Origin of the sequence: Comamonas sp. BIGb0124 (genome assembly GCF_003752175.1) — a bacterium.
Lineage (GTDB): Bacteria > Pseudomonadota > Gammaproteobacteria > Burkholderiales > Burkholderiaceae_C > Comamonas_F.
Map to the genome: position 1 here is coordinate 378,741 of NZ_RJVF01000012.1, position 19,413 is coordinate 398,153.

At 66.3% G+C, this 19,413-nt stretch carries 20 protein-coding genes; 9 read left to right on the plus strand and 11 right to left on the minus strand.

The annotated features are described in order from the left end of the window. Positions 1–36: 36 nt before the first annotated feature. The gene (locus tag EC845_RS16210; protein WP_123299153.1) at positions 37–648 is read right to left on the minus strand and encodes a glutathione S-transferase N-terminal domain-containing protein; all 612 of its coding nucleotides are present in this window, start codon (positions 646–648) and stop codon (positions 37–39) included. Between the two features lie 611 nt (positions 649–1,259). Here EC845_RS16210 and mscL point away from each other — a divergent pair. Continuing rightward, complete coding sequence (gene mscL, locus EC845_RS16215; protein ID WP_123299154.1) at positions 1,260–1,712, plus strand: large conductance mechanosensitive channel protein MscL; 453 nt, start codon at positions 1,260–1,262, stop codon at positions 1,710–1,712. 57 nt (positions 1,713–1,769) lie between these two features. Here mscL and pdxA read toward each other — a convergent pair whose 3' ends face one another. From pdxA to EC845_RS16230, 3 genes are all read right to left on the minus strand, one after another. Beyond that, positions 1,770–2,909 carry a 4-hydroxythreonine-4-phosphate dehydrogenase PdxA gene (gene pdxA, locus EC845_RS16220; protein ID WP_123299155.1) on the minus strand — a complete coding sequence of 380 codons (1,140 nt, stop codon included), beginning with the start codon at positions 2,907–2,909 and terminating at the stop codon, positions 1,770–1,772. Then, positions 2,906–3,679 carry a Nif3-like dinuclear metal center hexameric protein gene (locus EC845_RS16225; RefSeq protein WP_123299213.1) on the minus strand — a complete coding sequence of 258 codons (774 nt, stop codon included), beginning with the start codon at positions 3,677–3,679 and terminating at the stop codon, positions 2,906–2,908. The genes pdxA and EC845_RS16225 overlap by 4 nt, the downstream gene beginning before the upstream one ends. A 64-nt stretch (positions 3,680–3,743) precedes the next feature. After that, positions 3,744–5,054 carry an MFS transporter gene (locus tag EC845_RS16230; RefSeq protein ID WP_123299156.1) on the minus strand — a complete coding sequence of 437 codons (1,311 nt, stop codon included), beginning with the start codon at positions 5,052–5,054 and terminating at the stop codon, positions 3,744–3,746. Between the two features lie 367 nt (positions 5,055–5,421). Between EC845_RS16230 and EC845_RS16235 the strand changes: the two genes are divergently transcribed. Beyond that, positions 5,422–6,561: a S1C family serine protease gene (locus EC845_RS16235; RefSeq protein ID WP_123299214.1), complete on the plus strand. Its 1,140-nt coding sequence runs from the start codon at positions 5,422–5,424 to the stop codon at positions 6,559–6,561. 138 nt (positions 6,562–6,699) lie between these two features. Here EC845_RS16235 and tatC read toward each other — a convergent pair whose 3' ends face one another. The 7 genes from tatC to hisI all read right to left on the minus strand — a co-directional run bounded on the left by tatC (position 6,700) and on the right by hisI (position 10,305). Beyond that, positions 6,700–7,500 carry a twin-arginine translocase subunit TatC gene (gene tatC, locus EC845_RS16240; protein WP_233598110.1) on the minus strand — a complete coding sequence of 267 codons (801 nt, stop codon included), beginning with the start codon at positions 7,498–7,500 and terminating at the stop codon, positions 6,700–6,702. Positions 7,501–7,601: 101 nt separating this feature from the next. After that, positions 7,602–8,141 (minus strand): Sec-independent protein translocase protein TatB, encoded by a 540-nt coding sequence (gene tatB, locus EC845_RS16245; RefSeq protein ID WP_123299157.1) that lies wholly within the window; start codon positions 8,139–8,141, stop codon positions 7,602–7,604. A 116-nt stretch (positions 8,142–8,257) separates the two neighbouring features. Further along, positions 8,258–8,482 carry a Sec-independent protein translocase subunit TatA gene (gene tatA / locus EC845_RS16250; RefSeq protein WP_123299158.1) on the minus strand — a complete coding sequence of 75 codons (225 nt, stop codon included), beginning with the start codon at positions 8,480–8,482 and terminating at the stop codon, positions 8,258–8,260. Between the two features lie 201 nt (positions 8,483–8,683). Further along, positions 8,684–9,088, minus strand: coding sequence for a histidine triad nucleotide-binding protein (locus EC845_RS16255; protein WP_123299159.1), 405 nt, complete (start codon positions 9,086–9,088; stop codon positions 8,684–8,686). Between the two features lie 40 nt (positions 9,089–9,128). Continuing rightward, the gene (locus tag EC845_RS16260; protein WP_123299160.1) at positions 9,129–9,491 is read right to left on the minus strand and encodes a hypothetical protein; all 363 of its coding nucleotides are present in this window, start codon (positions 9,489–9,491) and stop codon (positions 9,129–9,131) included. A 38-nt stretch (positions 9,492–9,529) separates the two neighbouring features. Continuing rightward, a complete protein-coding gene (locus tag EC845_RS16265) occupies positions 9,530–9,910 on the minus strand; it encodes a phosphoribosyl-ATP diphosphatase (RefSeq protein WP_123299161.1) in 381 nt (126 codons plus the stop codon). A 5-nt stretch (positions 9,911–9,915) separates the two neighbouring features. Next, positions 9,916–10,305: a phosphoribosyl-AMP cyclohydrolase gene (gene hisI / locus EC845_RS16270; protein ID WP_123299162.1), complete on the minus strand. Its 390-nt coding sequence runs from the start codon at positions 10,303–10,305 to the stop codon at positions 9,916–9,918. A 206-nt stretch (positions 10,306–10,511) separates the two neighbouring features. Here hisI and EC845_RS16275 point away from each other — a divergent pair, with 206 nt between their 5' ends. From EC845_RS16275 to EC845_RS16305, 7 genes are all read left to right on the plus strand, one after another. Then, positions 10,512–11,507 carry a MurR/RpiR family transcriptional regulator gene (locus EC845_RS16275; protein WP_199739823.1) on the plus strand — a complete coding sequence of 332 codons (996 nt, stop codon included), beginning with the start codon at positions 10,512–10,514 and terminating at the stop codon, positions 11,505–11,507. A gap of 114 nt (positions 11,508–11,621) precedes the next feature. Next, on the plus strand, positions 11,622–12,629 hold the full coding sequence (locus EC845_RS16280) for an isoaspartyl peptidase/L-asparaginase family protein (RefSeq protein ID WP_123299164.1): 1,008 nt from the start codon (positions 11,622–11,624) through the stop codon (positions 12,627–12,629). A gap of 47 nt (positions 12,630–12,676) precedes the next feature. Then, the gene (locus EC845_RS16285) at positions 12,677–14,572 is read left to right on the plus strand and encodes a dipeptide ABC transporter ATP-binding protein (RefSeq protein ID WP_123299165.1); all 1,896 of its coding nucleotides are present in this window, start codon (positions 12,677–12,679) and stop codon (positions 14,570–14,572) included. Between the two features lie 119 nt (positions 14,573–14,691). Beyond that, the gene (gene gsiB / locus EC845_RS16290) at positions 14,692–16,239 is read left to right on the plus strand and encodes a glutathione ABC transporter substrate-binding protein GsiB (RefSeq protein WP_123299166.1); all 1,548 of its coding nucleotides are present in this window, start codon (positions 14,692–14,694) and stop codon (positions 16,237–16,239) included. 133 nt (positions 16,240–16,372) lie between these two features. Further along, the gene (gsiC, locus tag EC845_RS16295) at positions 16,373–17,293 is read left to right on the plus strand and encodes a glutathione ABC transporter permease GsiC (RefSeq protein WP_123299167.1); all 921 of its coding nucleotides are present in this window, start codon (positions 16,373–16,375) and stop codon (positions 17,291–17,293) included. A gap of 27 nt (positions 17,294–17,320) precedes the next feature. Further along, positions 17,321–18,265: a glutathione ABC transporter permease GsiD gene (gene gsiD / locus EC845_RS16300; protein ID WP_123299168.1), complete on the plus strand. Its 945-nt coding sequence runs from the start codon at positions 17,321–17,323 to the stop codon at positions 18,263–18,265. Positions 18,266–18,276: 11 nt separating this feature from the next. Further along, positions 18,277–19,404 (plus strand): P1 family peptidase, encoded by a 1,128-nt coding sequence (locus EC845_RS16305; protein ID WP_123299216.1) that lies wholly within the window; start codon positions 18,277–18,279, stop codon positions 19,402–19,404. Positions 19,405–19,413 lie beyond the last annotated feature (9 nt).

A 19,413-nucleotide genomic window follows, 5' to 3' on the forward strand; every position in this document is an offset into this window, starting at 1 on the left:
CGCATCCTGGGTTGCAGCAATCGATCGGGCTGCTTGTTACTTGCGCATGACCTTTTCCGAGGGCGTCAGCGCCTCGATGTAGGCCGGACGCGAGAAGATGCGCTCGGCATACTTGAGCAGGGGTGCCGCGTTCTTGGACAGCTCGATGCCATAGTAATCCAGGCGCCACAGCAGCGGGGCAATGGCCACGTCGAGCATGGAGAAGTTGTCGCCCAGCATGTACTTGTTCTTGAGGAACACGGGTGCCAGCTGCGTCAGGCGATCGCTGATGTGGGCACGGGCCTTTTCATGGCTCTTGTCGCCGCTCTTGGCGCCGCGCGTTTCCAGCGTGGAGACATGCGTGAACAGCTCCTTCTCGAAATTGAGCAGGAACAGGCGGACACGCGCGCGGTCGACCGGGTCGCCGGGCATCAGCTGCGGATGAGGGAAACGCTCGTCGATGTACTCGTTGATGATGTTCGACTCGTACAGAATCAGGTCGCGCTCGACCAGGATGGGAACCTGACCGTAGGGGTTCATCACGCTGATGTCTTCGGGCTTGTTGTAGAGGTCCACGTCGCGGATCTCGAAATCCATGCCTTTTTCAAACAAGACAAAACGGCAACGGTGGGAATACGGACACGTCGTTCCCGAATACAGCACCATCATGGCATCAGCTCCTAAAAAATCGTAAAAGGAGTCGCGTACGCATCGATACGCGGCTCCCGAATCCATTGTTCGTTCGTTCGACCGAACCGGCCCGGCCTGCCCACATCCCCGCTGTGCGAAGATGCAGACGACCCGGTTCATCCCCGGCACCGAAAGGCCTACCGGACACGCCGTTCGATGCACCGGAGATCGCAACCCACGGGCGCAAGCGCCAGACCAGGCGAAGACAGCGCACACCGCCCTGCGTACTCCCGACGGGTGACGACCCTGGCAATGACAGTGGCTTTACACGCATCCGGCACCTCGAAAAGCACTTCGAAAAGCAGTGCTTGCGGTCAACGTTCACTCAAGGCCCCGCAGGGCCAGGCACGGTCTCCGGAAGACCGCGAACCGAGCATTATCCCCGATATGCCCGAAACCAGGGCCAGAGGTTGATCGCGGGCGACGAGTAATGGCCCCGCGATCGCCGCGAACGGACCGTGCCGACGGCGCTGCTGACAGGCTCAGGCGGCCGACACCGACTCGGCCAGATTCCCAAAATGGGCATGAGACCCTCATAATCCGCCCATTCGCACTTCGTTTTTTGACCGTCACCAGACAAGGAGTACTGTATGGGCATGATGAAAGAATTCCGGGAATTCGCCATCAAGGGCAACGTCATCGACTTGGCCGTCGGTGTGATCATTGGCGGCGCTTTCGGCAAGATCGTCGATTCGCTGGTCAAGGACGTGATCATGCCGTTGGTCGGGGCCGTGGCCGGCAATCTCGATTTCTCGAACTACTACGTGGTGATCGGCGACATACCGGCCGGCGTGGCCGACAACCTGACGGCCCTCCGCACAGCGGGCGTTCCGGTGTTTGCCTATGGCAGCTTCATCACCGTGGCGGTCAACTTCCTGATCCTGGCCTTCATCATCTTCCTGATGATCAAGCAGATCAACCGCCTCAAGCGCGAAGAGCCCAAGCCCGCACCTGCCGCCCCCAAGGCCCCGCCGGAAGACATCGTGCTGCTGCGCGAGATCCGCGACAGTCTCAAGGGCCGCGACACACCGCCCCTGCCCTGAGCCAGGCGGCCTGCCCGGCAGCGCGGTCTCACGCCGGGCGCGCCGGGTGCCCTTTGATCAGACCACCGGCGTGCCGCAGAGCTGGCGCGCCATCTTGACCGCCTGCAGCAGGCTGGCCGGCGAGGCCACGCCCTGGCCGGCGATGTCGAATGCCGTGCCGTGATCGGGGCTGGTGCGCACCAGCGGCAGGCCCAGCGTGACATTGACGCCGTGCTCCACCCCCAGATACTTCACGGGGATCAGCCCCTGGTCGTGGTACATGGCGATGACCGCATCGTAGGTACCGCGGATCGCGCCTTCGGGGCGCCGCGCCTTCATGAACACCGTATCCGGCGGATAGGGCCCGAAAGCCTGGATGCCCTCGCGCACCGCCGCCTCGACGGCCGGGGCGATGTGGTCGATCTCCTCGCGGCCGAACAGGCCGTCTTCTCCGGCATGGGGATTGAGGCCCGCGACGGCCAGGCGGGGACCGCCCTGCGCGGCGATCTCGGGCCAGCGGTTGAGAGCCGCATGCGTGATGCGCAGCGTCTCCAGCACCTGATCGCGGCTGACGGCATCGATGGCCTGCCGCAGCGAGACGTGGATGCTGACGAGCACGGTCCGCAACTCCTCGTTGGCCAGCATCATGCGCACCGGGACCTGCTCGACGGGCAAGCCCAAGGCACGCGCCGCCTCGGCCTGCAGCATTTCGGTATGGCCGGGAAACGCCACGCCGGCTGCGGATAATGCGGCCTTGTGCAGCGGCGCAGTCACCATGCCGGCGGCTTCGCCGCGCAACACGGCGCGCGCGGCCCACACCACCGCATCGGCGGCCATGCGGCCGGCGCGGGCATCCACCACACCGAAAGCCGGCAACGGCGCACGAGCCGGATCGGTCTCGGCGCCCGGATGCACGGCCAGCACCGGCATCAACCGGGGCGGCAGGTCGGCACAGGCATCGGCCGGCTGCCCGATCGTCACCACGGGCAGATGTCCGCCGATCACGGCCGCCGCCCGGCGCATGACGGCCACGTCGCCCACCACAAAACAGCCTGCCATGCGTTGCGGGTGGTCGCGGAACGCCATGGCGATGGTTTCAGGGCCGATGCCGGCCGGATCGCCCAGGGTCACGGCCAGCGGCAACCGCACCGGGGCCTGCGCCTGTGCCACATGTTCCGCACTGTCGGCGGGGACGGAAAAAGAGGACGGGCCGTTCATGCGGGATTGTCGATGTCGATGAACCGGTGCGACAGGCCCAGTTGGCCGGCGACTTGCGCGCCCAGCGCCTGCACGCCATACCGTTCGGTGGCGTGGTGGCCGGCAGCGATGAAGGCAACACCCATTTCGCGGGCGTAATGAGCCTGCGGCTCGGAGATTTCGCCGGTGACATAGGCATCGGCACCGGCCGCGATAGCCGCTTCGAAGTAGCCTTGCGCGCCCCCGGTGCACCAGGCGATCTGGCGCAGCGGGCGGCCGTCGCCGGGCACCCAGGTCGGGGTCCGTCCCAGCACGCGCTCGACCCGGCTCACCCATTCCTCGGCGGCCAGCGGCGCATCGAGCGGCCCTACGCTGCCCAGATCCTGCTCACCGAAATGCCGTTCGGCCTGCACCCCCAGCCGCGCGCCGAGCTGCGCGTTGTTGCCCAGTTCGGCATGGGCATCGAGCGGCAGGTGGTAGGCATAGAGATTGATGCCGCTGGCCAGCAGCGCAGCCAGCCGCTGCTTCATCCAGCCGGTGACGCGGCCATCCTGGCCTCGCCAGAACAGGCCGTGGTGCACCACCAGGGCATCGGCGCCGGCGGCCACGGCGGCTTCGATCAGCGCCAGGCTGGCGGTCACGCCCGAGACCAGCGTGCGGATCTCGGCCTTGCCCTCGACCTGCAGGCCGTTGGGGCCATAGTCCTTGAAGCGGCCGGGCTGGAGAATATCGTCGAACGCCGCCAGCAGGTGCTGGCGCGTGACGGCGGGAGAAGTCGTCGTGGCAGTCATGGCCCGCATTGTCGCAAAGCCGGCCCGGGCCGTCTTCGGTCCCGCTCGTTCAGTCGGCCGAGGTTCAGGCCTTGTAGCCGCGGCTGCTCATCGGCACGAACGCCAGGGCCATGCCCAGCAGCGCCAGGGCCAGCACGTAATGGCCGGGGCCCTGCACGTCCTGCTTCACCCACAGCGAAATCAGCACCGGCGTGAGGCCGCCGAACACGGCGTAGGCCATGTTGTAGGCAAACGAAAGGCCCGTGAAACGCACGGCCGGCGGAAAGGCGCGGGTCGAGACGATGGGCGTGAGCGAAATGCTGCCGACGAAAAAGCCCATCAACGCATAGCCCCAGATGAGCGAGCTGCCGGTGCCCGGCAATTGGCTGTAGAACCAGTAGCTCGACAGCGCCAGGCCGCCCCAGCCGATGATCATCACCGCCCGGGTGCCGATGCGGTCGCAGGCCCAGCCCACCAGCATGCAGCCGATGGTCAGCATCAGCGTGGCGGCGCAGTTGGCCACCATCGCATCCTGCCTCGGGATCTGGTACCAGGTTTCCAGGTAAGCCGGGGTCATCAGAATGACCACCACCACGGCGCCCGAGAGCACCCAGGTCATGGCGGCCGTCAGCACGCAGGCCGCACGGTGTTCGCGCAGCACGGTCTTGAGCGGCAGTTCCATCGCCTTGGCACGGCGCGAGGCCAGTTCCTTGAACACCGGCGTTTCTTCGAGGTAACGGCGCAGGTAGACCGACACCAGCCCGAACACGCCGCCCAGAATGAACGGAATGCGCCAGGCGTAGTCCATCACTTGCTGGGGTTCGTACACGGCGTTGATGAAAATCGCCATCAACGAACCCAGCAGAATGCCGCCCGTGATGCCGGCGGTCAGCGTGCCGACGCCGAAGGCGTAGCGGTTGGCCGGCACGTGCTCGGCCACGAAGACCCAGGCCCCCGGCATCTCACCGCCGATCGCGGCACCCTGCAGCATGCGCATGGCCAGCAGCAGCAGCGGTGCGGCCACGCCCAGCGTCTCGTAGGTCGGCAGCAGGCCGATGATGAGCGTCGGCACCGCCATCAGGAAGATGGACAGCGTGAACATGCGCTTGCGGCCCACCACGTCGCCGAAGTGCGCAATGACGATGCCGCCGATGGGACGCGCCAGGTAACCGGCCGCAAAGATGCCGAAGGTCTGCAGCATGCGCAGCCAGTCCGGCATGTCGGCCGGGAAGAACAGCTTGCTGACGATCGTGGCAAAGAACACATAGATGACGAAGTCGTAGAACTCCAGCGTGCCGCCCAGGGCCGAAAGACCCAGGGTTTTGTAATCGCCGCGTGTCAGCGGTCGATGCGTGGACTCCGTCAGGGCGCCCGCAGGGGCGGCAGGTGTAGACATGATCAATATCCGAAACAAACAAAAACAGGCCGGCCTTCAGTGCACGCAGGTGCACGGTCGCTCCACGAAGGGGAAGAAGGCATGAACCGAGAGACGCCGCGCCGGTCGAAGGGGGCGGCAGCCTGCCCTGCGGCGATCCGGCAGGGTCGCCATCCACCGCTGACACGGCGGCGAGCAAAGGGCAAGCCCGACATTCTAAATCGCTTCTAAGGGTAGACCCTTAGCGTTACCCTTGTAGGCCCGCGAGCCCTCGTGCAAACAGGGGCGTGCGCCGAACCGCCGTGCCGGGCCACTTGAAGCACAATGACACCCAGCGCCCGTGTACCCTGCGGGCGCCATCGTCATCTCCAAGCCCATTGCCCTGCCCATGAAACGCCTCTGGCTGCTGTTCTCCCAATCCGTGACCGTCCTGCTGGCCGCGCTGTTTGTCGTGTCCACGCTCAAGCCCCAATGGCTGCAGCGCGGCGCGAGTCTCAACACGCAGGGCGCCGTACCCGTGGTCGAGGCGCCGCAGGAGCACTACGAACGCGGTGCGCCCGACAGCTTCCGCGACGCGGCCCAGAAAGCGGCGCCGGCCGTGGTCAGCATCAACAGCAGCAAGACGCCGGCACAGATCCCCGAAGGATTGGCCCCCTGGTTCGAATTCTTCGGCGCCCCCAGCAACCAGGCGCAAGCCAGCCTGGGCTCGGGCGTGATCCTCAGCCCCGAAGGCTACATCCTCACCAACAACCATGTGATCGAGGGCGCCGACCAGATCGAAGTCACCCTCAACGACCGGCGCACGGCACAGGCCCGCGTGGTCGGCACCGATCCCGATACCGATCTGGCCGTGCTCAAGATCGACCTGCCCGACCTGCCCGTGGTCACCATGGCGCAAGCCGACAGCGCGGCCATCGGCGACCGGGTGCTCGCCATCGGCAACCCCTTCGGTGTGGGCCAGACGGTGACCAGCGGCATCGTCAGCGCGCTGGGCCGCGACCAGCTGGGCATCAACACCTTCGAGAATTTCATCCAGACGGATGCCGCCATCAACCCCGGCAACTCGGGCGGCGCCCTGGTCGACACCTACGGCAATCTGCTGGGCATCAACACCGCCATCTACTCGCGCTCGGGAGGCTCCATGGGCATCGGCTTTGCGATTCCCGTCTCGACCGCACGCATGGTGCTCGACGGCATCGTGCGCGACGGCAAGGTCATCCGCGGCTGGATCGGCGTGGAGACCCAGGAGCTCAACCGCGAACTGGCCGAGACGCTGGGCCTGGGCCAGAACAGCGGTGTCATCGTGACCGGCGTGCTGCAGGCCGGTCCGGGTGCCCAGGCCGGGCTTCAGCCGGGCGACGTGATCACCAGCCTCGAAGGCCAGCCCATCGCCAACGTGGCCGAACTGCTGACCCGCGTCGCCGCGCTGCGCCCGGGCGAGCCCGCCACGCTGGAGATCCAGCGTCAGAACCGTGCCGCGAGCCTCAAGGTCGTGCCGGGCACGCGCCCGCAGCGCAACCCGCGCTGAGAACCGGCCCCGGCAAGACCGGGGAGACGGGCCGGCACCCGAGCAGCAAACAAAAACGGCAAGAGGCCTCATGACCTCTTGCCGTTCTGTCTTGTATCGTCGACCCGCCACGCCATGGGCGGGGACATGGGCCTGGATTCAGGCCGCCGAGTCCTTGTTGACTTCGGTGGATTCGTCCTCGGAAGCCTGCGTGTTGCGAATGAACAGGCGGGCCGCAATGATGCCCAGCTCGTACAGCAGGCACATCGGAATGGCCAGAGCCAGTTGCGAGACCACGTCGGGCGGCGTCACGATGGCGGCCACCACGAATGCGCCCACCACGAAGTAGCCGCGGAAACTCTTGAGTTTTTCGATGGTGACGACGCCCATGCGGGCCAGCACCACCACCGCAATGGGCACTTCGAAGGCCACGCCGAAAGCCAGGAACATGCTGAGCACAAAGCTCAGATAGGCCTCGATGTCAGGCGCCGCCGTGATGCTCTTGGGTGCAAAGCTCTGGATGAACTGGAAGACCTGGCCGAACACGAAGTAATAACAGAAGGCCACGCCGATCAGGAACAGCAGGGTCGATGCCACCACCAGGGGCAGCACCAGCCGCTTTTCGTGCGAATACAGGCCCGGTGCCACAAACGCCCAGACCTGGTAGAGCACGACCGGCAAGGCGATCAGGAACGCCGCCATCAGCAGAATCTTCAGCGGCACCAGGAAAGGCGAGATCACCGAGGTGGCGATCAGCGTCGCCCCCACGGGCAGGTGGGCAACCAGGGGCGCTGCCAGGAAATCGTACAGACGACCCGGCCCCGGATAGAACGCCAGCACGCCCCCCACGATGGCGATGGCCAGTACGGCCTTGAGCAAACGGTCGCGCAGCTCCATGAGGTGCTGCACAAAGGGTTGTTCGCTGCCGGCGAGCTCGTCTTCTTTTTTGGGATCAGCCAAGATCAAATCTCTCGGGAAAACTCAGGGCCAGGAAAAGGGCTGCCTGGGGCAGCCCGCCGCCGTCTGGGCCCCGGCGGACATGACGAGGCGGTGGCGCGCGCTCAGGCGCACGGACCGGACGAGGACGGCCCCGACTGGCGCTCTCGCACCACCCGCGCGGCGCCCGAGAGCGCACTGGCGCGCTTGCTGCGGCTACGGACCTTGTACCACTGCGGCACGGCCGTGCGTTTGGCACGCCAGTTCTTGTTGGGGTTGCGGTAGGCCGGAACCACGTTGCCGAGAACGCCCGATCCGGCGGCTTCGAGCGCCGAGGTGCTGCCCTCCGACGAGGCGCCGCTGCCGTCGTAGCTGCTCGACAGGTCGCTGGAGGTGTCTCGCCAGGTCTGTTCGAAATCGCTGACCTGGGTCTGCACGCTGCTGTGCACGTCGCGTGCAGCGGTCTCGACCGTGTCCTTCATCTTGCGCAGCTCGTCGAGCTCCATCGACCGGTTGACTTCGGCCTTCACATCCGCCACGTAACGCTGCGCCTTGCCCAGCAGCATGCCCACGGTGCGGGCGACGCGCGGCAGTTTCTCAGGGCCGATCACGATCAACGCGACCGCCCCGATGAGTGCGATTTTGGAAAAACCGATATCAATCATGCGCAAAAACCCGTTGCGTGCTGAACCCGAGGCATGACTTCAATCAAGCCACACGACGTCCAGCCGACCGGTGGATGGATCCCACCGGTGTCCTGAACGACTGCCAAGACACGCACTCAGCGTTTTTCCTTGGCGTCGACGTCGATGGTGGGCTTGCTGTCGAGCGCGGACGATTCGGTGACCTGCTTGTTCTCCGCTTCGTTGCCGTCTTTCATGCCGTCCTTGAAGCCCTTGACCGCACCACCCAGGTCTTGACCCATGTTGCGCAGTTTCTTGGTGCCGAACACCATCACCACGATAAGCAGCACGATCAGCCAGTGCCAGATGGAAAAGGAACCCATGGAAATCTCCTAAGTGAACGAGTATTTTAGTGGTGAGCAGCACTCGCTGCCCGCTACAGGAACAAGGTGTTTCACACCGTCAGCGTTTTTTCCGGTCGCTGGCGGCGCGCCTGTTGCACCCCAAGATATCAAAACAGGATCGAAGTCGGAAGCCCGGCGGCGCCAGCGGCGGCTGCGGGCCGGCGTGAATGCGGTCTGCGGTCAGCCCTTGAGCCAGGGCCTCGCGCCTCCCACGACGTGCATGTGCAGATGATGCACCTCCTGCCCGCCGTCGCCGCCGGTGTTGAACTGCACCCGGAAACCGCCCTCCGGGTAAGGCCGGCAGCCGGCCTGCTGCGCCAGCACGGGCGCCAGGGCGACCATGCGCCCGAGCAGCGCGGCATCGTCCGGCCCGACATGGGCCAGCGACACGATATGCCGGCGCGGGATCACCAGAATATGCACCGGTGCCCAGGGCGCGATGTCGTGGAAGGCATACAGCTCGTCGTCTTCGTAGACCTTGCGCGACGGAATCCGGCCCGCAGCGATCTTGCAGAAGATGCAGTCGGGATCGTGAGCGGCGGTGCGGGCCTCGGCGGCATCGACAGGGAGAGAGGAAACGGACACGTTCGGATTCCGAAAAGACTCGTTCGTGGGAAATCGGGACTCAGACCGGCTGATGCCGGTTCATGCGCACCATGCCGAGCACGATGCGATAGAGGAACCAGATCGAGATGGCGGCCCAGGCGATCCAGCCAGGCACGATGAAGAACAGCCACAGCGGCGCGGTGATCAGGTAGAGCAATCCGGCCCAGACCACCGAGCGGATGCGCCAGCTGAAATGGCTTTCGTGCCAGGAACCCACGGCGTCGCCGCGCTTGACCATGTCCAGGATGAAAGCCAGCAGGAGCAGCAGGATGGAAGCCTGCGCCGTGGGGATGACGGCCGCCACCGCCACGATGAGGTGGAGGATGTAGCTGACCCAGCCCACGGTGCTCAGGCTGCTGTCGTCGCGATACGGAGTTTGCATGACAGGTCTCCCGGGTTGAAGGATACGGAAACGCGGTCTCAGGCCTGGCCGGACTCGCGGGCCTGGGCCTTCCGCAGCGCCTTTTCCTCGAGCCCGCTGGTGCCTTCGCGGCGCTCGAGTTCGGTCACCACGTCCAGCGGCGACAGACCGTAATGCGCCAGCGCCACCATGCTGTGGAACCAGAGATCGGCCACTTCGTAGACCAGCTTGGAGGCATCGGCCCCATGGTCGACATCCTTGGCAGCCATGACCACCTCGGTGGCCTCTTCGCCGATCTTCTTGAGAAAGCTGTCCGGCCCCTTGTGCAGCAGGCGGGAGACGTAACTCTTGTCCGGGTCGCCGCCATTGGCCGGCTTGCGGGATTCGATGACGGCGGCCAAGCGGGCCAGCGCGTCCTGGGAGAAATCTGGGGCGCTCATGGGTCTTACTTATAGATGCTGGCCGGGTCCTTCAAGACCGGTTCGACGGTCAGCCACGTGTCATTGTCGTGACGTTTGAAGAAACAACTGTGACGGCCGGTGTGGCAGGCGATACCGGGTTCGTGCCCGGTCTGCGTGACCTCGAGCAGCACCACGTCGTTGTCGCAGTCCAGGCGGATGTCGTGCACGATCTGCACGTGGCCGGACTCCTCGCCCTTGAACCACAGCTTGCCGCGCGAACGGCTGTAGTAGACCGCACGGCGCAGCTCGGCCGTGCGGGCCAGCGCCTCGCGGTTCATCCAGGCAAACATGAGCACGTCCTTGCTGCCGTGCTCTTGAGCGATGACGGGGACCAGCCCCTGTTCATCCCATTTCACTTCATCGAGCCAATTCATCACGCCATTGTCTGTCATTTGGCCCGCGTGGCACACGCCCAGGGTCCGAAAGCCTCGGCCCGGGAACGTTGCGGGCACGGCACAGCAGTTGCGCACCGGGAAGTCCCTCATGAATTAAAGCTTGAATGATCAAAAATTTTCCTTATGATTCGACAAATGTAAATTTTTTGTCAGACCGCTCGCGGCTCTGAAACCGCCTGCCCGCCATGCCCGATACGTCCGACGCCAGCGACCTGACCATCGCCATCCGCATCAGCCGGGTGCGCCCCAACCTCACGCGCTCGCACCAGCAGATGGCCGACTACGTGCTGGCCCACCCGCTGCAGGCCGCCACCATGCCGATCGACGAGCTGGCGGCCGCCGTGGGCGTGTCGGTGGCCACGGCCAATCGTTTTGCGCGCGCCATCGGCCTGGACGGTTATCCCATGCTGCGCGCGGAGCTGGTGCGCGGCTTCGAGGCCATGCTGGCCCCCATCGAAAAAATGCGCATCAAGCTGGAAAAGCCCAGCAGCATGCGCGATGTGTTCGCCGCCGCGCTCGAGGAAAGCCAGCGCAACGTGGCCGCGACCCGCGAGGCGCTCGACGCGGCCTCGTGCGAGGCGGCGGTGAGCACCATCCTGCGCGCACGGCGCATCTATCTGGCGGGCTTCGGCGCCAGCGGCTGGCTGGCCGGCCTGCTGCAGCGCGGCCTCGACGGCCATTGCGACAACGTGCACCTGCTGGCCGGCGTGGCCGGTGCCTCCTACGGCGCGCGCCTGCTGCCGCGCATGACGCCCGACGACATGCTCATCGCCATCAGCTACCCGCGTTACCTGACCGACACGGTGCTGCTGGCCCAGGGTGCCTTCCAGCGCGGCGTGAGCGTGCTGGCCCTCACCGACGGCCCCCGTTCACCGCTGGTGCCGCATGCCCACGTCTGCCTTTTCGCCCAGACCGAAAACCAGTACGCGGCGAACTCCGAATCGTCGGCCCTGGCCATGATCGAGGCGCTGACCAGCGCCGTCGCCCATCAGGCCAAGGAGTCGGTCAAGTCCGCGGCACGCATGACCGAAGCCGTGCTGCCCTGGCTGCACGACGGCACACGCGGCCGCCTCGAGGCCGGTGCGGGTCCGCGAGGAGGCCAGGGTGCCACGGTGGCCGCCGCCGTGCCTGCGCCCTCGCCCAGCGGGCCTCAGGTGCCGCCGCTGCGCGATCCGGGCTGATTCGATCACCTCTTTCGGAAATCGCCTGATGTCAATCTCGCTTCCCTGATCACGCCCGTCTCCAACCGCCCCGCTCCAGTTTCTGCCGCTCCGTTTCCATTGCCTCCGTTTTCCATGTCCGCCCCTTCATTTCCCGCCGCATCGGCTGCCGTTCGTCCCGTGATCGCCATCCATGGCGGCGCAGGCACCCTCAGCCGCGGCCAGATCTCGCCCGAACAGGCCGAGGCCTATCACGCAGCCCTGCACGGCATCCTCGAAGCCGGCCAGCAGATCCTGGCGGCGGGTGGCACGGCGCTGGACGCCGTCTGCCTGGCCGTGAAGCTGCTGGAAGACTGCCCGCTGTTCAACGCCGGCCACGGGGCGGTTTTCACGTCGCGGGAAACCCATGAGCTCGATGCCGCCGTCATGGACGGCGCCACCCTGGCTGCAGGCGCCGTTGCCGGCGTCTGCCGGGTGCGCAACCCGGTCGAGGCGGCCCGCGCCGTCATGGTCCGGGGCCAGCACGTGCTGATGGCGGGCGAAGGCGCAGAGGCCGTGGCACGGGAAGCCGGGCTGGCCGCGGTATCGCCGGATTACTTCTCGACCGAGGCACGCCGTCAGCAACTGCATGCCGCCCGTGCCCGCCACGCCGGTGCCGTGCTCGACCACGACGGCGCCGCCGCACTCGCCGGCCGGCCGCTCGACGAAGACCGCAAGATGGGCACCGTGGGTGCCGTGGCGCTCGACGCGCGGGGCCACCTCGCGGCGGCGACCTCGACCGGCGGCATGACCAACAAGCAGCCCGGCCGCATCGGCGACAGTCCGCTGATCGGCTCGGGCACCTATGCGGACGACCGCACCGCCGCCGTGTCGTGCACCGGCCATGGCGAGAGCTTCATCCGCGTCAGCGCCGCACACGACGTCTGCGCACGCATGGCCTACGGCGGCGCCACGCTGCAGGACGCCACCCAGGCCGTGGTGCACCAGGCCTTGCCGGCCATCGCCGGCACGGGTGGCCTGATCGCCGTGGACCGCACGGGCAGCGTGAGCCTGTGCTTCAACACCGAAGGCATGTACCGCGGTCATGCCCGGGTCGGCGAACGGCCGCAGACCGCCATCTTCCGCGACGAACCCCTCGTTTGATTGACCTCCCGCAGGGCCGTTCGCGTGCCCGGCGCCTCTCTCTCCCTATGACCCCCTCCTCTACTCCATCTTCCCCGTCGCTGGCCGCCAGCATGCCGGAGCAACGCGTGCTGAGCGTGGCCGACCTGACGATCCGGTTCGCCAACTCCGAGCGCACGGTCGATGCCGTGCGCGACCTCTCCTTCCATGTCGACCGCGGCGAGACGGTCGCCATCGTGGGCGAGTCCGGATCGGGCAAGTCGGTGACCTCGCTGGCCCTGATGCGCCTGGTCGAGCACGGCGGCGGCAAGATCGTCAACGGCCAGGTCGCCCTGCGCCGCCGCAACGGCCAGGTGCTCGACCTCGCACGCGCCGGCAACGCCACCATGCGGTCGGTGCGCGGCGCCGACGTGGCCATGATCTTCCAGGAGCCCATGACCTCGCTCAATCCGGTGTTCACCGCCGGAGACCAGATCGCCGAATCCATCCGCCATCACCAGGGCATGGATCGGGCGGCGGCACGCGCCGAGGCCTTGCGCATGCTCGAGCTGGTGCGCATTCCCGAAGCGCGCAATGTGCTCGACCGCTACCCGCACCAGTTGTCGGGCGGCATGCGCCAGCGCGTGATGATCGCCATGGCGCTGTCGTGCAAACCCCAGTTGCTGATCGCCGACGAGCCGACCACGGCGCTCGACGTCACCATCCAGGCCCAGATCCTCCAGCTGATCCGCCAGTTGCAGGACGACATGCACATGGGCGTGATCTTCATCACCCACGACATGGGCGTGGTGGCCGAAGTCGCCGACCGGGTGGTGGTGATGTACCGTGGCGACAAGGTCGAGGAAGGCCCGTCGTCGCAGATCTTCGCCGCACCCCGCCATGCCTACACCCGTGCGCTGCTGTCGGCCGTGCCCAAGCTGGGCGCGATGCAGGGCACCGACCTGCCCCGTCATTTCGAGCTGATCAACAAGGTCGAAGCGGCCTCGGTCACACTCGAATCGGCACCGGTCGACACCCGGCCGGCAGGCGCGCAGCCGATCCTGCGCGTCAAGGATCTGGTGACCCGCTTCGACCTCCGCGCAGGCCTGCTCAACCGCGTCAAGCGGCGTGTTCACGCGGTCGAGAAGGTGAGTTTCGATCTGTATCCCGGCGAGACGCTGGCGATCGTCGGCGAATCGGGCTGCGGCAAGTCCACCACGGGCCGCTCGCTGCTGCGCCTGGTCGAGAGCCAGAGCGGTGCCATCGAGTTCGGTGGCCGCAACATCCTCGACCTGCCCACCAGCGCGGTGCAGGCCTTGCGCCGCGACATCCAGTTCATCTTCCAGGACCCTTTCGCCTCGCTCGACCCGCGCCTGACGGTGGGTTTCTCCATCATGGAGCCGCTGCTCGTGCACAAGGTCGCCAGCGGCAAGGCCGCGCAGGAACGGGTGGACTGGCTGCTCGAGAAGGTCGGCCTGCCGCGCGAGTATGCGCAGCGCTACCCGCACGAGTTCTCGGGCGGCCAGCGCCAGCGCATCGCCATTGCGCGCGCACTGGCGCTCAACCCCAAGGTGGTGGTGGCCGACGAGTCGGTTTCCGCGCTCGACGTGTCCATCCAGGCGCAGATCGTCAACCTCATGCTCGACCTGCAGCGCGAGCTGGGCGTGGCCTTCCTGTTCATCTCGCACGACATGGCCGTGGTCGAACGCATCAGCCACCGCGTGGCCGTCATGTTCCTCGGCCAGATCGTCGAGATCGGCCCGCGCCGCGCGATTTTCGAGAACCCGCAGCACCCCTATACCAAGAAGCTGATGGCCGCCGTCCCCATCGCCGACCCGGCGCGCCGCCACCTCAAGCGCGCACTGCTCGAGGGCGAGATCCCCAGTCCCATCCGGGCACTGGGCGACGAGCCCGTCGTGCAACCCCTGGTGCAGGTGGGCGAAGGCCATTTCGTGGCCCGCCACGCCATCGCCAACCTCTACTGACCGACATCACCCAGATCGCGGCCGCCCGCCGGGCGGACCGTGGCACCCAAGCACGCTCGACCCTGTTCGAGTTCTTCATCCAAAGCCTGTCCTCTCTCACTTCCAACCTGGAGTTCACCATGAAGAAAACGATCCACTCCCGACGCATCGCGTCGAGCCTGCTGGCCCTGGCCGCGCTGGCTGCTTCCGGTTCGGTGCTGGCCGCCGGCAATGCCATCCTGGCCATCGGCCAGCAGCCCGAGACGCTGGACCCGTACAACACCAACACCACCATGACCACGGCGGTGACCAAGACCTTCTACGAAGGCCTGTTCCAGTTCGACAAGGACCTCAAGGTCCGCAACGTGCTGGCCGAGAGCTACGACGTTTCGAAGGACGGCCTGGTCTACACCTTCAAGCTGCGCGCCGGCGTGAAGTTCCATGACGGCACCGAGTTCAACGCCGCCGCCGTCAAGACCAACCTCGATCGCGTGATGAACCCGGAGAACCGCCTGCTGCGCGCCACCCAGTTCAACCGCATCGCCAAGGTCGAAGCCGTCAACCCCCTGAGCCTGCGCATCACCCTCAAGGAGCCCTTCGGCCCCTTCATCAACTCGCTGGCCCATGCCTCGGCCGCCATCATCTCGCCGGCCGCACTGCAGAAGTGGGGCAAGGACATCGCGTTCCACCCCGTCGGCACCGGCCCCTTCGAGTTCGTCGAATGGAAGCAGACCGAAGCCATCGTCGGCAAGAAGTTCGACGGCTACTGGAAAAAGGGCTACCCCAAGGTCGACGGCGTGAGCTGGAAGCCCGTGCTGGAAAACAACACGCGTGCCGCCATGCTGCAGACCGGCGAAGCCGACTTCGCCTACCCGCTGCCTTACGAACAGGCCGCCATCCTCAAGAAGGTCGACAAGATCGAAGTGGTGACCACGCCCTCGATCATCGTGCGTTTCCTGAGCTTCAACATGCTGCAGAAACCCTTCGACAACCCGAAGGTACGTGAAGCCATCGGCTACGCCGTCAACAAGGAAGCGCTGGCCAAGGTGGCGTTCAGCGGTTTTGCCTTCCCGGCCCAGGGCTTCGTGCCGCAAGGCATCCAGTACGCCGTGAAGATGGACCCGATCCCGTACAACCCGCAGAAGGCACGCGACCTGCTCAAGGAAGCCGGCTATCCCAACGGCTTCGAGACCACGCTGTGGAGCGCCTACAACAACACCACCAGCCAGAAGGTGATCCAGTTCGTCCAGCAGCAGCTCGCACAGGTCGGCATCAAGATGCAGGTGCAGGCGCTCGAACCCGGCCAGCGTGCCGAGCAGGTCGATTCCTGGCCCGACCCCAAGACCGCCAAGGTCCGCCTGTACTACACCGGCTGGTCGTCGTCGACCGGTGAAGCCGACTGGGCGCTGCGTCCGCTGTTCGCCACCGAAGCCTGGGCCCCCAAGCTCAACAACATGTCGTTCTACAGCAGCCCGGTGACCGACGGCGCCATCGCCAAGGCCCTCGTGAGCGTCGACGATGCCGAGAAGGCCGAGCTGTACAAGACCGCCCAGGAACAACTGGCCAAGGATCTGCCGCGCATCCCCCTGGTGACCGAGCAGAACCTGTCGGCGCACAGCAAGCGCCTGTCCGGCGTGTTCGTCATGCCCGACGGCAACATCAACAGCGACGAAATCGCGACCCAGTAAGGCTGCCTGGCAGCCCCCGTTCCCCGCGGCGGACCGGCCGTGGGGAACCCTTCTCAAAAAAAACCGGCGGTGCCTCGTCCGAGGTGCCCCCGGTGACCTTGCACCATCGACTGCCTCGTGCAGTCCCGCTTTCATGCTGAACTACTTTCTCAAACGACTGGCCGGCCTGCTGCCCACGCTGCTCATCGTCTCTGTCCTGGTTTTTCTTTTCGTGCACATGCTGCCCGGCGATCCCGCCCGGCTGGCGGCCGGACAGGACGCCGACGAAGCCACGGTCGCCCTGGTTCGCCAGGACCTGGGCCTGGACAAGCCCCTGCCCGAGCAGTTCCTGAACTTCTTCAAGCACATGGTGCAAGGTGATTTCGGTACATCCATCCGCACCCGCCGTCCGGTGATCGACGAGATCGGCGAACGTTTCATGCCCACGCTGCTGCTCACCATCACCAGCATGGTGTGGTCCGTGATCTTCGGCATGGGCATCGGCATCGTCTCCGCGGTCTACCGCAACAAATGGCCCGACCGCCTGGGCATGACGCTGGCGGTCTCGGGCATCTCGTTTCCCGCCTTTGCGCTGGGCATGGTGCTGATGCAGGTGTTCTCGGTCCAGTTGGGCTGGCTGCCCACGGTGGGCGCCTCCACGTGGCTGCACTACATCCTGCCGTCCATCACCCTGGGCGCGGCCGTCGCGGCCGTGATGGCACGCTTCACGCGGGCCTCCTTCGTCGAAGTGGTGCAGGACGATTTCGTGCGCACCGCGCGTGCCAAGGGCCTCAACGAACGGGTGGTCATCCTCAAGCACTGCCTGCGCAATGCGCTGATCCCCGTGGTCACCATGATGGGCCTGCAGTTCGGTTTCCTGCTGGGCGGCTCCATCGTCGTCGAGGCGGTCTTCAACTGGCCCGGTCTGGGCCGCCTGCTGGTCGACGCCGTCAACATGCGCGACTACCCCGTGATCCAGACCCTGGTCCTGCTGTTCTCGCTGGAGTTCATCCTGATCAACCTGGTGGTGGACATGCTTTACGGCTACATCAACCCGACCATCCGCTACAAATAAACCGCAGCCCCACCGAGACATTCCGGCATGACCACGCCCTCCATTCCTACCCCTCCCGACGCGGCACAGATTGCTGCCGCCTCCGTCGCAGCCACTGCGGCATCCGTCGCCGACGGGGCGATCCGCACACCCTGGCGCGAGTTCTGGCGCAAGTTCAAGAAGCAACGTGTGGCGGTCGCCGCCCTGGTGTTCGTGCTGCTGCTGGTGCTCGCCGCCGTGCTGGCGCCCTACCTCGCTCCCTTCGACGCAGAAAACTTCTTCGACTACGACCGCCTCAACGACGGTCCTTCGGCCATGCACTGGTTCGGCGTCGATCCGCTGGGCCGCGACATCTTCAGCCGCATCCTCATGGGTGCCCGCATCTCGCTGGCGGCGGGTTTCCTGTCGGTCCTGGTGGGCGGCCTGATCGGCACCGCACTGGGCCTGCTGGCCGGCTACTACGAAGGCTGGTGGGACCGCATCGTCATGCGCATCTCGGACGTGCTGTTCGCCTTCCCCGGCATCCTGCTGGCGCTGGGCGTGGTGGCCATCCTGGGCAGCAGCATGACCAACGTGGTCGTGGCCGTGGCCGTGTTCAGCGTGCCGGCCTTCGCCCGGCTGGTGCGCGGCAACACGCTGGTGCTCAAGCAGATGACCTACATCGAGTCGGCCCGCAGCATCGGCGCGTCGGACTGGACCATCATCATGCGCCACATCCTGCCGGGAACGATCTCGTCCATCGTCGTGTACTTCACGATGCGCGTGGGCACCTCGATCATCACGGCGGCCAGCCTGTCCTTCCTGGGCATGGGCGCTCAACCGCCCACGCCCGAATGGGGCGCCATGCTCAACGAGGCGCGGGCCGACATGGTCAACGCACCCCACGTCGCGCTGTTCCCCAGCCTGGCCATCTTCCTGACCGTGCTGGCCTTCAATCTGCTGGGCGACGGCCTGCGCGATGCGCTCGACCCCAAGATCGACCGTCAGACATGATGTCCGCCACCATGCATGACGTGTCGCCGGCGCAGGCCCTTGCCGCACGGCTGCGATCGCAGCCGCCGCGCATCGGCCTGCTGGCCAGCGGCCCGCTCGATGCGATCACCGACGTCGCCGGCGTGCGCGTGGGTCACGCCACGCTCGACCGGGACGACGTGCAGACGGGCGTGACCGTCATCGACCCCCATGCCGGCGATCCTTACCGCGACAAGGTGCCGGCCGGGCTGGCGGTGATCAACGGCTTCGGCAAGAGCGTGGGGCTGGTCCAGCTCCAGGAACTGGGGCAGCTCGAGACACCGATCGCCTTGACCAACACGTACTCGGTCAGCGCAGTCGCCGAGGCGCAGATCCGCCAGTGCGGGCAGGCCAATCCGGAAACCGGCCGCAGCCTGCCCACCGTCAACCCGCTGGTGCTCGAATGCAACGACGGTTTTCTGAACGACATCCAGCGCATGGCGGTCACGGGTGACGACTACCTGGCGGCCTGCACCCAGGCCGGCCTGCAGCCCGCTCAGGGCTCGGTCGGCGCCGGTCGCGGCATGTCGAGTTTCCAGCTCAAGGGCGGCATCGGCAGCGCCTCGCGCCGTGTGCCCATGTCCCATGCCCAGCCCCACGAGGCCATCCAGCAGGGCCGGCCCGTTCCCCGGACCTTCACGGTCGGGGCACTGGTCCTCTCCAACTATGGCGTGCTGCCGAATTTCTGCTGGGGCGGCGAACGGCTCGGCCCGCAACTGGCCACGCTGCTCGACGACGAGGCCCGCGCCCAGGCCCAGGCGCCGGAAAAAGGCTCCATCATCATGGTCCTGGCCACCGATGCCCCGCTGGACGCACGCCAGTTGAGCCGGCTCGCCGCACGCGCGGGCGCCGGCCTGGCGCGCACCGGATCGGTCTACGGTCACGGCAGCGGCGACATCGCGCTGGCGTTCTCGACCGCCTACACCCTGCCCCACCAGGCCGACCGGCCCATGCCCGCCGTCTCCACGGTGCATGAAACCCTGCTCGACGGCCTGTTCCAGGCCGCCGCCGACAGCGTCGAGCAAGCCATCGTGCATGCGCTGTGGTGGGCTTCACCGGTCACCGGCCGCAACGGGCACCATCGCCGCGCCCTGCGCGATCTGCTGGCCCGCCTGGACTGACAAACAAGA